Source organism: Paraglaciecola arctica (assembly GCF_018861065.1).
GTDB classification, from domain to species: Bacteria; Pseudomonadota; Gammaproteobacteria; order Enterobacterales; family Alteromonadaceae; genus Paraglaciecola; species Paraglaciecola arctica_B.
The window spans coordinates 190,497-204,455 of the sequence record NZ_JAHKQO010000031.1; the positions used below are offsets into that span (position 1 = coordinate 190,497).

Below are 13,959 nucleotides of genomic sequence, written 5' to 3' on the forward strand. Positions count from 1 at the left end.
TGTAGGTAGTGACAACAACCATCAAAAAATCTCCTTAGTTACGAAATAGTTACACAGCTAAAATAACAGCGCACTACAAACCTGTAAAGCTGTAACTTGTCTCAGTCTGCTTATCACAGATAAAATTTATAGTTAACCATCAAGTAAAGAAATGGCGAATAGTTGAAAGCGTTTTATTCTAGAGTCGGTTTATATAGCTGCATTAGATTAACTCTTCTTAAGGATAATACATGTCTGAACAATACACTCTTTATGGCGCCCCAATGTCTCTATATACGGGTAAAGCTAGAGCTTATTTAATTTTTAAAAGTTTGCCTTACACAGAGGTGTTTTCTTCGTTAAAGGTATACAAGAGTGTCATTGTTCCTAAAACTGGAGTCCGTTTTGTACCCGTGGTTAAAACTCCTGAAGATGAATATTTACAAGATACCGCTCAGATTATTGATACTCTTGAGCAGCGCCATCCGCAGCGTCCTGTTGTGCCTGCAACCCCTAAGCAGAAGTTAGTTTCTTACTTATTTGAAACTTGGGGTGATGAATGGCTAGTGATACCGGCTATGCATTACCGCTGGAATAAAGATAACTTTCCGTTTATTTATCAAGAGTTTGGAAAAGTTATAGCCCCTAATATGCCTGGGTTTATTCGTGCTTTTTTTGGTAAAAAAATCGGCGCTAAGTTCAAGGGATTTGTGCCATTGTTAGGGATTACCGATAAAAGTATTCCAGCAATTGAAGATTGGTATGAAAACCATGTTTTACCCCTTTTGGACAAACATTTTGCGGAATATGATTATTTATTGGGAAGTAAGCCTTGTGTTGGTGATTTTGGTTTAATGGGTCCTTTGTATGCACACTTATACCGAGATCCTGAGCCAGGCTCTATAATGAAAGAACGGGCTCCTAACCTAGCACGGTGGGTTGAAAGGATGAATCAACCGCAACAAGTTGAAGGAGCCTATTTAGCTGATGATGTTATTCCAGATACTCTACTTGAACTATTAACCCGTATCTTTAAAGAGCAGTGGCCAGTGTTAATTAACACTGTGAAAGCATTACAGGATTGGACAGAGCAAAATCCACACATTGCTGAAATACCTAGAACCATAGGAGAGCATGCATATACTATTGGTGAAGTAACCGAAAATCGTGCCATAGGTACCTTTCATCAATGGAAAGTACAGCGAATAGTTGATTGTTATTGTCAATTTGAGGCTCAACAGAAACAATCCGTTGATACTTTTTTGCAATCGGTTGGTGGATTAGAGAGTATGCAGTTAGATATTAAAAAGAGGCTGCGTAGAGTAAACAATAAATTAAAATTTAATTAAGTCACATAAAGCAAAGTAAAGGAAAATAAATGCACATAGTTTGTTCCCATTGCCATGCAATAAACCGAATTCCAGAAGGCAAAAGCCATACACAGGCAAAATGTGGTAAGTGCCATGAGGTGGCTTACTCCGCGACTCCCATTGAGTTGACTGATAATTCATTTTACCGTTATATCGAAAAAAATGACTTACCCGTAATTGTGGATTTTTGGGCAAGTTGGTGTGGACCCTGTCAGGCTATGGCTCCAGGGTTTAATTCGGTTGCGAAACAGTCTGAGGAGCTTTTGTTTGCCAAAGTGAATACCGAACAAGCGCGGCAGGTTTCCGCAGATGCGGCTATTCGTAGCATCCCCACCTTGATTTTTTTCCTTCACGGTAAAGAAATCAATAGAGTATCCGGTGGTTTAAGTGAGTCGCAACTGAAAAGCTGGATAATGCAGTGTTTGCAAAAACTAAATTGAGCGAAGTGTCACTTCTTAGATTCGTATTAAAAGCGCCATTTCTTTTTAAAAGACATGGCGCTTTAATTGAGGTTAGCAGCGAATAGCCTGAACTATATCAACGCTTTTACTGCCTTAGCCGTAATAGGTAAGTTGCGAACTCTGGCACCTACAGCATTAAATATTGCGTTGCCGATCGCAGGAGCAACAGCAATTAAACCAGGCTCACCTAATCCGGTAGGTATTTCAGTATTTTCTACAAAACTGATATCTAATTCAGGTACATCTGCCATGCGCAGCGGGGTATAGCTATTTAAATTGGTATCCGCCACCTGACCTTCTTGAATCGCCGTTCCTTCGTGTAACGCAAGGCTGAGTCCCCAGAGCATGGCGCCTTCTGTTTGGGCTAATGCACCATCAGGATGAACAACAGTGCCACAGTCCATAACACTGGAAAGCTTTAATACTTTGACTCCACCCGTTTTAGGATCAACTCTAACATGGGCCACACAGGCACTCCATGTAGGCATACTACGTTCTTGTCCCGCCGCTATTGCTATGCCTAACCCTTCATCTTTGGGTAAGGTTTTACCCCACTCGGATTTCATTTTTATTTCTGTTAACACATGAGCTAGACGTTTTGCTCCACCTACGGCTACTGGAACAGTTCCAGCGTTTTTACCTTTTGCGTCTAACAAATTTAAACGAAAATCAACAGGATCTGTATTTTGAGCATGGGCGACTTCATCCATAAAAGACTCTACGCCCCATGCAATCCAACCTGGACCTACAGCACGTAACCAACCTGGTACAAAGGTTTTTTGCGCCAGTGTATTGTTGATGGCGCGTACTCTATGATTATTGAGGCTGTACCAATGGTCGGCGCCACTAATAGAAAAACTATCAACTTTGGTTTTTTTATCAACACTGTCTGGCATAAATCCGGGCGCCATGGTTAAGGTTGGCCATCCTGCAGCGGCGGCATGATCAATACCTTGTAACGCGTTGTTGCTATCCCAATAGGCCGCAAAATGTTGTACTGAAGGAGAGCGAATACAGTCGAAACGTGAATCATCTTCGCGGGTAAATACCAGTTTCACCGGTTTACCTATGGCTTTAGCGGTCAGTGCCGCTGGAATCATGTAGTCACCTGCTAGGCGTCTACCAAAACCACCACCGAGGTAATATTGATGAATAATGACTTTGTCGTCAGGGAGTCCAACGGATTTAGCGACAACCGGCAAAAATAACGATTGCCATTGGTTGCCTGTATGAACATGACAAATCCCGTCTTTGAATTCGACTACGGCATTGACTGGCTCCAAAGCAAAGTGCAATACAGAAGATGTTTTGTATATAGCATCGATAGATTTTTTGGCTTCAGAAGACGCTTTATTTATGTCTCCGTAATCAACAAACCGTCCACCAGAGGTCTTGTCAGCAACTAGTTTTTCGCCTTCATCAATTAAATCTTGTTCACTAACATTGGCAGTTTCACCCGCTTGATATTCTACATTCATAGCTTGGGCAGCTTGAATTGCGCCGTAGTAGGTATCCGCCAGCACAGACACCCAACCTTGCAGAATATTACTGGGATCCTGCAAAATCTCATAACCTATATAACCTTTAACCTTAGTCGCTTTGCTATCGTTCACTTTCAGTACTGTTGAACCATAACGAGTGGGAGGTATCAACGGACGGGCGTACACCATGCCTGGGATTTCTACGTCAATACCATAATTTGCGGTGCCTGTCGTTTTTGCAGGTATATCCAAAGCGTTACTAGGTTTAGCCACTAACTGTCTGGCTTTGGGATCTTTAGGTGTGAGTAGCGCCAATTCCTCGGCACTATAAGTTCTATCTATACTGCCCTGACTAATTATATCGGCGAAACTTATCGACTTGTTACCACAAACCACATGACTATTTTGTGCTTTACAATCACTAGCTTGAACCTTAAGCAATTTTGCTGCGGCGTCAATTAAAACTGCGCGCCCTGCTGCACCTGCCTGGGACATAGGTAAGTAAGATTGCCAAACAGACCATGAACCGCCAGTGACCATATATCCCCATTTGGGATCAGTATCCACATGTTTGATCGAGACTTTATCCCAATCAGCACCCAATTCATCGGCAACAATACGGGCGATGGCAGTACCTACGTGTTGTCCCATTTCAGCTCGTGAAATGTTGATTAGAATCGAACCTGATTGGTCAATTTCAAACCAAACGGTTGGACTAAATCGTTTTTTATTGAGGGCGGTTGCCGCTGATTCTGAGGAGTAAGCAGTCATTACCGGTGCAAAGGCCATAACTAAGCCTGTACCTACTGTGCCTATTAGAAAGTTACGACGGCTTTGTTCAATTTTTTCGGTTTTATTAAGGCGAGTCATTTTACACTACTCCCTGTTCATTGTTATCTACTAGGATGCTGTCTCTTTTGGGATCATAAATTTCTACGACACTGGTACTTGATGAAGACACTTGCTTAATCGCTTCTTTAATACGCTTATATGACATGCAACGACATAAGTTTCCGTTCATATAATTAACGATTTCCGCATCTGAAGGATTGGCATTAGTCGCCAATAGCGCAGCGGCTTGCATGATTTGACCAGACTGACAGTAACCACATTGAGGCACTTGATGCTCAACCCAAGCTTTTTGCAAAGGGTGTTTATTTTCAAGCCCTTCAATGGTTGTAATTTTGCCTCCATCAATAGCGCTAATTGGCAATGAACAAGACCTTACTGGACTACCGTTTAAATGCACGGTACAAGCCCCACACATAGCAATTCCGCACCCAAATTTAGTCCCTTTGAGTCCAAATTCATCGCGAATGATCCACAATAAAGGCGTATCTTCAGGTGCATCGGTACTCATTTTGTTACCGTTAAGTGCAAATGTAATCATAGTTATGCTTCTTGTCCGATTGATAGATTAGCTTAGTTATGTTGCTTAAACAGTGTAGCAACAAAAACTAATGTTGATCGTGACGTGTTTGAATGAGCTTGAAGTAAGACTTGCACACATTTAAACGGCAATTTACGTATCAGTTGTATTGATTGGTTAACATCTTAAAAGCTTATTTATAGTTTGCTTCAGAGGTTGTTAATCTATTGTTCACTAAGAAATTGAGAATTGAGTCAATGCATAATAATAAAGGCTTTTTAGGAAAAATCGTTTTAGTCACTGGTGCCGCTTCAGGCATAGGGCAAGCCGCTGCTCGCTCTTTCGCTCACCAAGGTGCTAAGGTGATTTTGACGGACATTGATACTCAAGGCGAACACTTGGCACAAGAACTTGTTTCCCTTGGTCTTCAAGCAATTTTCCACGAATGTGATGTGAGTAATAGCGGTTCAGTCACAGCACTTTTTGACTTTATTCAAGACTCTTTTGGACGTTTAGATATAGCATTTAATAATGCTGGCATCGACATAGAGTCAAGCAAATTGGCTGAAGGAAGTGAAGATGTGTTTGACAAAATCATGGATGTTAATGTCAAAGGTGTGTGGTTATGTATGCAACATGAGATTCAAAGCATGCTAAAAACTGGTGGTGGAGCTATAGTGAATACCGCCTCTGTAGCGGGATTAGGTGCTGCACCTAAAATGAGTATTTACGCTGCAAGCAAACATGCCGTTGTTGGGTTGACTAAGTCGGCGGCAGTCGAATATGCCAAAAAAGGCATCAGAGTGAACGCAATTTGTCCTGCAGTGATTGATACCAATATGTATCGACGCGCCATTGCGGGAGATGAAAAGAAGAGCCATATGATAGGTTCTATGCACCCCGTTGGTCGCGTGGGAACAGTAGAAGAAGTCGTGGCTGCAGTTATGTATTTAAGTTCTGATGCAGCAAGTTTTACAACTGGATCTACCTTACCTGTGGATGGTGGCTCGACCTCAATATAAGGCATAAGGACGCATACAAATAAAAGTAGTCTAGAGTAAAAAATTGAGATGACGGATTGGCATTAGCTCGTTAAGAGTGCTTTTTAAACTTGAATCTATCAATTAGGATATAACTAGTTGCAGCTGAGTTGGACCGACGGCTGCTTTGTTTAACTTATTTTAGATTCTGGAAAGTCATGCAAAAGTCGCAAGCTGAAGCCCTTCAAGACTCAGAAAATGTAGAAAAAAGTCAAAGATTAGCTAATATTCCGAGCATCAAATGGATCCTGATGTTGGCAGTTTTTTATACTCTATATTTTGCTCAATCACTCATTATCCCATTGGTATTAACTATACTCATTGCGCTCCTATTGAGTCCACTAGTGACATTGTTAAAACGCCTACACATACCACGTTCTCTATCATCTATAGCATTAATGGCTATGCTCATCGCTCCTTTTACATTACTAGGGCTCGAATTATTTGAGCCAGCCCAGAAGTGGGCAAAACTTATCCCTAAACTATCTGTGCAGCTTACTCAGCAAGTTGAATCTATTAGTGACGCATTTGAAAAACAACAACACGAAGAGTTGGTAAAAGCTAAACCAGTAAAAGAGTTTAGCTTTTTAGATTGGTTCAGTAGTGAAGATGTTGAAATTCAACCTAAAGAAACGACTAGCGACGTGGTGACTGAACACATTAAACAGGGAGGCCTCGAGTTTATTCTTGAAGCATTGGGAGCCGCCCCAGTTTTTTTAGCACAAGTTTTGGTTAGTATTATATTGATTCTGTTTTTACTTATCTTTGGTCCGAGTCTTTTCAACGCCTTTATTAAGGAATTGCCTACAAAAGAAAAGCGCGATAAAGCAATCAATTTGGTGAATATGACCCAAGCGCAGCTTTCTCGTTACATTATCACTGTCAGTATTATTAATACTGGATTAGGTTTATCTACAGCCTTGGTTTTATATTTCATTGGTTTAGAAGATGCGCTTTTGTGGGGGGTCATGGTGGGAATTCTAAATTTTATTCCGTATGTAGGCTCAGTATTAGGGGTATTAATATTATCTTTAGCCGGATTAGTGCAATATGGTGTCAATATATCTGTGTTACTACCAGTGGCTGCTTATCTAGTGTTAAATATGCTTGAGTCACAGTTTATTACGCCAACAGTTTTGGGTAGGAACATGCTAATTAATCCATTGGTTATTATGTTGTGGTTAATCATCTGTGGATGGCTGTGGGGGCTGTCGGGTATTTTGTTGTCTGTACCACTATTGGTGTGTATCAAACTGGCTTTGTCTGAATTAGGCCTTTGGGGAAATTGGCTTAGGATCATAGAAGCTGGTGGATAATGGCTAATTTTATTGGTCCAATGCTAATAGTGATTGTTTGCTTTATCAATAATGGTTTTACCGCGTCCTTGCTGTAAAACCATTATTGATATGTTTTTATTCACTCAATATATCAACAATTTCTTTTAAATCTGCTAATTGTTTAGTCAAGGCTGTTACCTGATGTTCTAGTTGACTAAGACGCTCTTGGTCTATAGTGGTTGTAGAGGTTGAATTTTCTTCCTGGTCAGTAGAATAACTGTAAGTTGAAGGTTGTGATTGGATTGAAAATTCTTGGTCGCTACCAAATAAGTGTGCATAACGAGAATCACGTTTGCCCGGTTCCCGCTCTAGTTTCACTACTAATTGTTGGTCGTTCAAATCATGTAATTTGTTAAGGGTTGTTTCTACTTCATCGACATTTGCAAAGTCGGCCAAGCGGTTGCTGCGAGTCCTAAGTTCCCCCGGAGTTTGCGGGCCGCGTAGCAGTAATACACATATAATCGCTAATTGTTGTCGGCTAAATTTTAAATCACTGAACTCGGTATTACAGAAACGGTGTTTGTACTTGACCACTCGACTGCCAGTACCAGTATATTCAAGGATCAATTTTTTATCTTTAAGTTCATCCAAGCCATTTTGAACTTCAGATTCGCTAAGGTTTATGACTGGATCTCGGTTACTTTTTTGGTTGCATCCTAGGGTTAAGGCATTCAGAGATAAAGGATATTGATCCGGTGTGGTGACTTCTTTTTCGAGTAATACACCGATAATCCGTGCCTGTATTGGTGAGAGTTGTATAAGCATTTAAATGTCCGTTGGTACCGCTAATTTATGCCTTATTATAAGGCGAGAATAATCTTTGCATATCCACTTTGGCTTTTAATTTTATTGCCAATAAAAATAACCCTCCAAGTTTTCGGTGTAAAAATATTGCGTTGGCAGAAGGTGTATGCGCATATTCTCGTTCTAGTCCCAGTTGCATCCCGTGTTGCTGCAAGCGTGAAGATAGATCTGAACTAGCAAAGTCGTAGGGCGATTCTACATATAACGGTTCGCAAGCCATGTAAACTAAGTCTGTAATATTGCGCTGAACATTTTCAGGTAAATCGAGACGAATAAGCCCAATATTTAAGATTGCTTGGCGAATTTGTGATTTGTCATGACGGCAGGCACCTTGCATTAGCTGACGGTAACCTTCGGCCATTTGTGATGTATAAGCTCGGGTGGCGCCAAAATCTAAAAGTACAATTTTTTGTGATTCTTGATCATATTGAAAATTGCCAAAGTTAGGATCGGTTTGCACCAATTTGAAGTCAAATAACTCTTTGAAAAATAGCCGCATTAACTGTGTCACTACTCGATTTCGAGTTTCTTGAGATTCGTTGATTAACTGTTCTATTGGTAAACCATCAACAAAACTCATTGCGAGAATCGAATCTGAACTCAACTCTTCATCTAGCACCGGCATCACAAACGCATCATCGTTTTCAATAACAGCGGCGTAGCGATCTAAGTATTTTCCTTCAAGCTTATAATCTGCTTCATCATGCAGTTGTTTTTTTGCTTCTTCCAATAGCGGCTTAATGTCCAAACCTTTGGGTAATAACCCGGTTAATTTTATTAAGGTCGCGACGTTATCTACATCACTATTAATACTTTGTTTGATTCCTGGATATTGAATTTTAATGGCTAAACGTTTTAAGTCTTTAGTGATAACTTTATGAACTTGGCCAATAGAGGCGGCAGCTATAGGTTGTAACGGAAATTGTATAAACTCTTTCTGCCAGCCTTGCCCCCATTGTGTTTCTAACAAACCAACGAGTTCTTTTTCTGGCATAGACCTAGCGTCTGAACGCAACCGAGCGAGTAAATCTGTCAGCTCTTTTGGCAACATATCACCTGCATCCATAGATAACATTTGCCCCACCTTCATCGCCGCTCCACGCATTTGGGCGAGTTGCTCGGTCACACGCATCGCGTTTGATGGGGTGAGCAATAAGTCTTTTATTTTTGGTCGATTTCCTTTGGCTAATTCACTGACCCCTTCAGCAAGCACATTTCCAGCTACCCTCCCTGCCAAAGATCCTAATTTGCTGAATCGACTTAATCTGCCCTTGGGTACAGAGGCTGCATTTGTGTTTTTTTGCGTCTTTTTTTGCATTTAGAGTCACGCCTCATAAAAAGGTCAATACGTTGGGTAGTGCGTTTCGGATGTATTCCACCACCAACAGATTGGAAAAATTAGTTTATAACCTTGCGGCGCGAGTGGCTAGAAAGTGTTTTCAAAGTGCCAAGACAAGAACTTAGCACTGAGTACAAACTACTAATTATTGCCGTTTTATGTGCAATTTAGATGGCTCAATTACACTTTATTCCGATTGTGTGACGTCATAAAGGGTACCCACTTCTAACAGTGGCGCTGCGTCTATATCTTCTGCATCCATCATGGATGCGATACGTTGCATGGTAGAAACCAATTGAGTTTGCTCCCATTCTTGAAGCTTTTCAAAGCGATCAATAAAATGTGCTTGCAGAGGGCGAGGCGCATTTTCTATGACTGTTTTCCCTTGCTCGGTAAGATGCAAACCGACCCTGCGCTTATCTGTAAGTGAACGTTCTCGAATAACGTAATTACGTGCTTCAAGTCTATCTAGAATACTTGTTACTGTTGCGGAACTAAGATTAATACTTTGCGCTATATCCTTAACCATACAGCCGTTATGTTGCGCAATTTCCTTTAGAACAATAAGTTGCGGACTAGTAAGTCCACTTTCTTTGGATAACTTTTTTGAATAGAGCCCGATGGCCCGAGTGACCTTTCTTAATGATACTAATAATTCTTCATATTTTTGCATATAACTGACCTTTGCATACCTTTGAACACCGGCCGAAAAGTCTAATTATTAACGCCCGATAAATGTCGCTTAATGTAAGAGTAATTAACCTAGAGTTCAATTTTTAAATTCAGAATTAACCCCATTATTTATCTGAGGTAAAAGTTCAACTCTATCTAATTACCACCTCAATGAACTATGTTATATCGATTCTGGTGTAGAAATTTTATTAAAAAATAGTTAGTATACGAATTATTAGATTACTAGGTAATTTTAGTCAAACTTTTAAGAGGACCAAAATGCAGCTTTCAAACCCATCATGACCTCTCCAAGAGAATAAGCTTTAATTTCAAAAGCTCTTCAAATAATCGAAACATCAGGCAATGAAGCCTACATCAATAAAATAGCGTTGAATTTCGCAAGGTAAGAAATTAATTATTATGAATAGATTTAATTGGAAACGTATTGTCATAAAAGTTGGAAGTGCATTAATTGCGCCCCATGGAAAGGGCTGTAGTAGTCAGTATTTAGAAAGTATTGCGCAATTTATTAAGAGTTGTCGTGCACAAGGAATCGATGTGGTTCTAGTCTCGTCAGGGTCCGTAGCGGCAGGCTCACATTTGTTTCCAAATGAGTTACAACAAACTATCCCTATCAAAAAGGCAATGGCAGCTGCCGGCCAAGCGGAAATGATTGCAACATGGGAAAAGCTTTTTGATTTTGCAACGGCACAGATGCTACTGACGCGTTGCGATTTGCGTGATAGGGAACGCTACATCAGTGTAAGGGAAACCATCTTTACGTTGCTAGAACATGGTGTTTTACCCATTATCAACGAAAATGACACGATAGTGACCGACAAGTTAAAAGTAGGGGATAACGATAATTTATCTGCGATTGTTGCGGCCGCTGCAGACGCTGATGCCTTGATCATTTGTTCCGACATTGATGGTTTGTACAATAAAAACCCACATAAACACCAAGATGCAGTTCTCATCCCTAATATCTCAGAAATAAATGCAGAAGTGTTTGCGATGGCTGATGGAGCGACAAGTGCCGTGGGCACCGGTGGCATGATAACTAAAGTCGAAGCAGCAAAAAAAGCAACCTTGCATGGAATTGACACCTATATAGTCAATGGTTTTACCGAATTGTCTTTTACTAAGTTATTAAACGGTGAAAATCCTGGCACGCGGTTTTCTTCAGCATCCTCTCCTATGCAGGAGCACATTCATTGGATGACACATACCTCTACGGCTCAAGGTGAGGTGATAGTTGAGGATGACTTTAAAGCTAAACTTGATGCCCACAGTGAACAACTTACCAGTGAAGACTTGGTGGAAATTAAAGGCGAATTTGCAGTAGGTGATACGATTTTGGTACGCAGGAATGACGGGACTAAATTGGCGAAAGCCAAGTCAAATTATAGTAGTTGTTTGCTGAGCTTTATTACTAATCAAGAAGATAAAAACTTTGCGAGTGATTTTCAAGAACAAACAGGGCCGATTATTTCAGACAAAAATGTCGCGTTGTTGGAGACAGTATGAGTGTAATAAAAAATTTAACATTGGGCGCGGTTAAAGCATCCAAAACCTTAGCCGTGTTAGATGAGTCAATTAAAAACCAAGTATTATTAGCGATGGCCAAGGCTTTGCGTCAACAACAGCAGGTTATCTTAACGGCTAATGAGCAAGATTTAGTGTCAGCAAAACAAAACAATTTGGGTAGTGCTATGCTCGACAGGCTGACTTTAGACCCCCAGAGAATTGAAGCAATGGCATCGGGTATTGAGGTGATTGCCGGGCTCGAAGATCCTGTTGGGGCGCAGCGAGTTGTTAGTGAGCGTCCAAATGGACTACAGATCCATAAAATGCGGGTTCCCCTTGGTGTTGTTTGTATGATTTTCGAAGCCCGTCCTAATGTAACAGCGGACGCTGGCGCCTTGTGTTTTAAATCAGGGAATGCAGTAATTCTGCGTGGCGGCAAAGAAGCACTGATCTCTAGTTTAGCCATAGCCGATGTTTTACAAGACGTTTTAATATCATTCGATTTGCCCAAAGAGCTGATTACAGTTGTTCCAGATCCCAGTCGTGACTTGATGTTCGAGTTGATGCAGCAGCGGGATAGTATCGATGTGATCATCCCAAGAGGCGGCGAGGGCCTGATTAATTTTGTAACTGATAACAGTAAAATACCGGTGATTCAGCATTTTAAAGGGGTGTGTCATCTTTATATAGACAAAGATGCTGACCAGAGTGTTGCTATGGATTTATTAATCAATGGTAAAACTTCTAGAACCGGCGTGTGTAATGCAATTGAGGGATTATTAGTCGACCAATCTATTGCTGCGGAATTTTTGCCAAAAGTGGCCGAAAAGTTAAAAGAAAAGCATGTCAAAGTCCACGCTTGTGGGAGCGCTTGCCAATATTTCAGTAATGCAAACTTGTTAGAAGTGGAAGATTTTGGTCAAGAATACTTAGAGCTTGAGATAGCGATCCGTATTGTGGGAGGGGTCGATGATGCCATGGCGCATATAGATAGGTTTGGTAGTCATCATACTGAAGTTATCTGTACCCGAAATGAATTAACAGCAAAACGTTTTCAACGTTCAGTTGATGCCTCTGTGGTAATGGTGAATGCTTCCTCGCGTTTTTCAGATGGCAGTGAGCTTGGGTTAGGTGCAGAAATCGGTATCGCAACCACTAAGCTACATGCATATGGCCCAATGGGAATCGAGTCTCTCACCACTGAGAAATATTTGGTTATGGGTGATGGACAAATTCGCGCTTAACTTAAATCGTATCAGAGCGGGAGACCGTAGCTCTATTATCTTATGTTTTTTGTTCCTAGCCTTGAATAATCAATTGTTAATGGAATCTATTTTAAAAACATTAATAACTAGAGTTTGGGGTGTTATCAGGGTCTATTTCACCAGAGACTTCGTCTGGATCTACATCGTTAATTAACAAGGTTTCTCGCACAGCCTCAATATGATTCAGGACGATTTGGTAGCGGTCACCATATTCGTATTTAGTGACTTCAATGGCCTTTGGCATGTAGCTAAAGGCTATCTTAAGTGACATAAGTGCGTCACCATCCAATTTTTCAGTCATAGCTTTCCATTTCTCTTAGTTAAGTTGTAATCATAATGATTGCATTGTTTGTGTCGGTGATTTACTCTCCGTACACCTAGTCATTATGAGTCTATCTAGATGGAATACCATAATAATTCGATTGAATTGGAAATAAATAAAAAGCTTGCTGAGTTAACCCATGCTCAAAAAGATCGTTTAGCCTTTATTGATTTTAGTTTGCAGTTTTTTGGTCATGTAGCGCGTAGCGACTTGATTCAACGTTTTAGAACGGGATTGGCAGCTAGCACTCGAGACTTTAGTGCTTACAAAGAGCTTGCCCCGCAAAACCTTATTTTACGACATCAAACTAAAAGTTATCACCGCACAGAAAATTTTCATGCAGTATTTAATCATGATCCTGAAGTGATTTTGACTTCCCTAAGTCGCGGATTTGGCAATGGTATTTCTACCGGATTGCAGCCGTCAGAGCAGTGTTTTGACGCGGTCAGGCTTATACATCCCGAAGTGACTATTATCGCAAGCATCATGCGTGCTATTCATAATAAACAAGCCATTAAATGCGGATATGTATCAGTTTCTTCTGGAGAGACAGAGAGGGCGTTAGTACCGCATTCCATAGTCAATAACGGCCATCGATGGCATGTTCGCGCCTATGATCGAAAGAGTAATAGTTTTCGAGATTTTGTGTGTACGCGATTTACTTTTATTGAGTCTATTCAAGGGGCAGTTCATGTACATGAAGCTAGTCACTATGATCAGCAATGGCAACAAATAGTAGAAATAGTGCTTATTCCGCACCCTAAGATCCAGCATCCCAAAGCGATCGAGATGGATTATGATATGTTGGATGGAAAACTGACCGTGCAATTGCGTGCGGCTGTCGCTTCTTATGTTTTGCGGCAGTGGCAAGTGGATTGCTCAACACAGTATGACAATAGTACATCTAGTTGTCAGTTGGCGCTTGCTAACTTAGATGCCTTAGAACTTATTGAGAATATTTCTCTGGTGTCCGGTACTAGTTAGATGAACATG

13 protein-coding genes are annotated in these 13,959 nt (G+C 40.8%); 7 read left to right on the forward strand and 6 right to left on the reverse strand.

Going from position 1 to position 13,959, the window contains the following annotated elements:
* The first annotated feature begins 230 nt into the window (after nucleotides 1-230).
* Both KO534_RS12145 and trxC read left to right on the forward strand, forming a co-directional pair.
* On the forward strand, nucleotides 231-1,328 hold the full coding sequence (locus KO534_RS12145) for a glutathione S-transferase family protein (RefSeq protein WP_215929917.1): 1,098 nt from the start codon (nucleotides 231-233) through the stop codon (nucleotides 1,326-1,328).
* 29 nt (nucleotides 1,329-1,357) lie between these two features.
* Nucleotides 1,358-1,789, forward strand: a complete 432-nt coding sequence (trxC, locus tag KO534_RS12150) for a thioredoxin TrxC (RefSeq protein ID WP_215929918.1) — start codon at nucleotides 1,358-1,360, stop codon at nucleotides 1,787-1,789.
* Between the two features lie 92 nt (nucleotides 1,790-1,881).
* On the opposite strand, the gene KO534_RS12155 is transcribed toward trxC, so the two are convergent.
* Together KO534_RS12155 and KO534_RS12160 are read right to left on the reverse strand one after the other, a co-directional pair.
* Nucleotides 1,882-4,161, reverse strand: coding sequence for a xanthine dehydrogenase family protein molybdopterin-binding subunit (locus KO534_RS12155; protein ID WP_215929919.1), 2,280 nt, complete (start codon nucleotides 4,159-4,161; stop codon nucleotides 1,882-1,884).
* Between the two features lies 1 nt (nucleotide 4,162).
* Nucleotides 4,163-4,681, reverse strand: coding sequence for a (2Fe-2S)-binding protein (locus KO534_RS12160; protein WP_215929920.1), 519 nt, complete (start codon nucleotides 4,679-4,681; stop codon nucleotides 4,163-4,165).
* Nucleotides 4,682-4,917: 236 nt separating this feature from the next.
* Here KO534_RS12160 and KO534_RS12165 point away from each other — a divergent pair, with 236 nt between their 5' ends.
* Both KO534_RS12165 and KO534_RS12170 read left to right on the forward strand, forming a co-directional pair.
* Nucleotides 4,918-5,682, forward strand: a complete 765-nt coding sequence (locus KO534_RS12165) for an SDR family oxidoreductase (protein ID WP_215929921.1) — start codon at nucleotides 4,918-4,920, stop codon at nucleotides 5,680-5,682.
* A 176-nt stretch (nucleotides 5,683-5,858) separates the two neighbouring features.
* On the forward strand, nucleotides 5,859-7,016 hold the full coding sequence (locus tag KO534_RS12170) for an AI-2E family transporter (protein WP_215929922.1): 1,158 nt from the start codon (nucleotides 5,859-5,861) through the stop codon (nucleotides 7,014-7,016).
* A 96-nt stretch (nucleotides 7,017-7,112) separates the two neighbouring features.
* Here KO534_RS12170 and KO534_RS12175 read toward each other — a convergent pair whose 3' ends face one another.
* From KO534_RS12175 to KO534_RS12185, 3 genes are all read right to left on the reverse strand, one after another.
* A complete protein-coding gene (locus tag KO534_RS12175) occupies nucleotides 7,113-7,802 on the reverse strand; it encodes a YceH family protein (RefSeq protein ID WP_215929923.1) in 690 nt (229 codons plus the stop codon).
* Nucleotides 7,803-7,827: 25 nt separating this feature from the next.
* Nucleotides 7,828-9,159, reverse strand: a complete 1,332-nt coding sequence (locus KO534_RS12180; protein WP_215929924.1) for an ABC1 kinase family protein — start codon at nucleotides 9,157-9,159, stop codon at nucleotides 7,828-7,830.
* A 208-nt stretch (nucleotides 9,160-9,367) separates the two neighbouring features.
* Nucleotides 9,368-9,853 (reverse strand): MarR family winged helix-turn-helix transcriptional regulator, encoded by a 486-nt coding sequence (locus KO534_RS12185; protein ID WP_215929925.1) that lies wholly within the window; start codon nucleotides 9,851-9,853, stop codon nucleotides 9,368-9,370.
* A gap of 419 nt (nucleotides 9,854-10,272) precedes the next feature.
* Between KO534_RS12185 and proB the strand changes: the two genes are divergently transcribed.
* Together proB and KO534_RS12195 are read left to right on the forward strand one after the other, a co-directional pair.
* The gene (gene proB / locus KO534_RS12190) at nucleotides 10,273-11,379 is read left to right on the forward strand and encodes a glutamate 5-kinase (protein WP_215929926.1); all 1,107 of its coding nucleotides are present in this window, start codon (nucleotides 10,273-10,275) and stop codon (nucleotides 11,377-11,379) included.
* The gene (locus tag KO534_RS12195) at nucleotides 11,376-12,623 is read left to right on the forward strand and encodes a glutamate-5-semialdehyde dehydrogenase (RefSeq protein WP_215929927.1); all 1,248 of its coding nucleotides are present in this window, start codon (nucleotides 11,376-11,378) and stop codon (nucleotides 12,621-12,623) included. Before proB ends, KO534_RS12195 begins: the two co-directional genes overlap by 4 nt.
* A 100-nt stretch (nucleotides 12,624-12,723) precedes the next feature.
* Here the strand turns inward: KO534_RS12195 and KO534_RS12200 are convergent, their stop codons facing one another.
* A complete protein-coding gene (locus tag KO534_RS12200) occupies nucleotides 12,724-12,945 on the reverse strand; it encodes a penicillin-binding protein (protein WP_215929928.1) in 222 nt (73 codons plus the stop codon).
* Nucleotides 12,946-13,044: 99 nt separating this feature from the next.
* On the opposite strand from KO534_RS12200, the gene KO534_RS12205 reads away from it, so the two are divergent.
* Nucleotides 13,045-13,950, forward strand: a complete 906-nt coding sequence (locus tag KO534_RS12205; RefSeq protein WP_215929929.1) for a WYL domain-containing protein — start codon at nucleotides 13,045-13,047, stop codon at nucleotides 13,948-13,950.
* The last annotated feature ends 9 nt before the right edge of the window (nucleotides 13,951-13,959 follow it).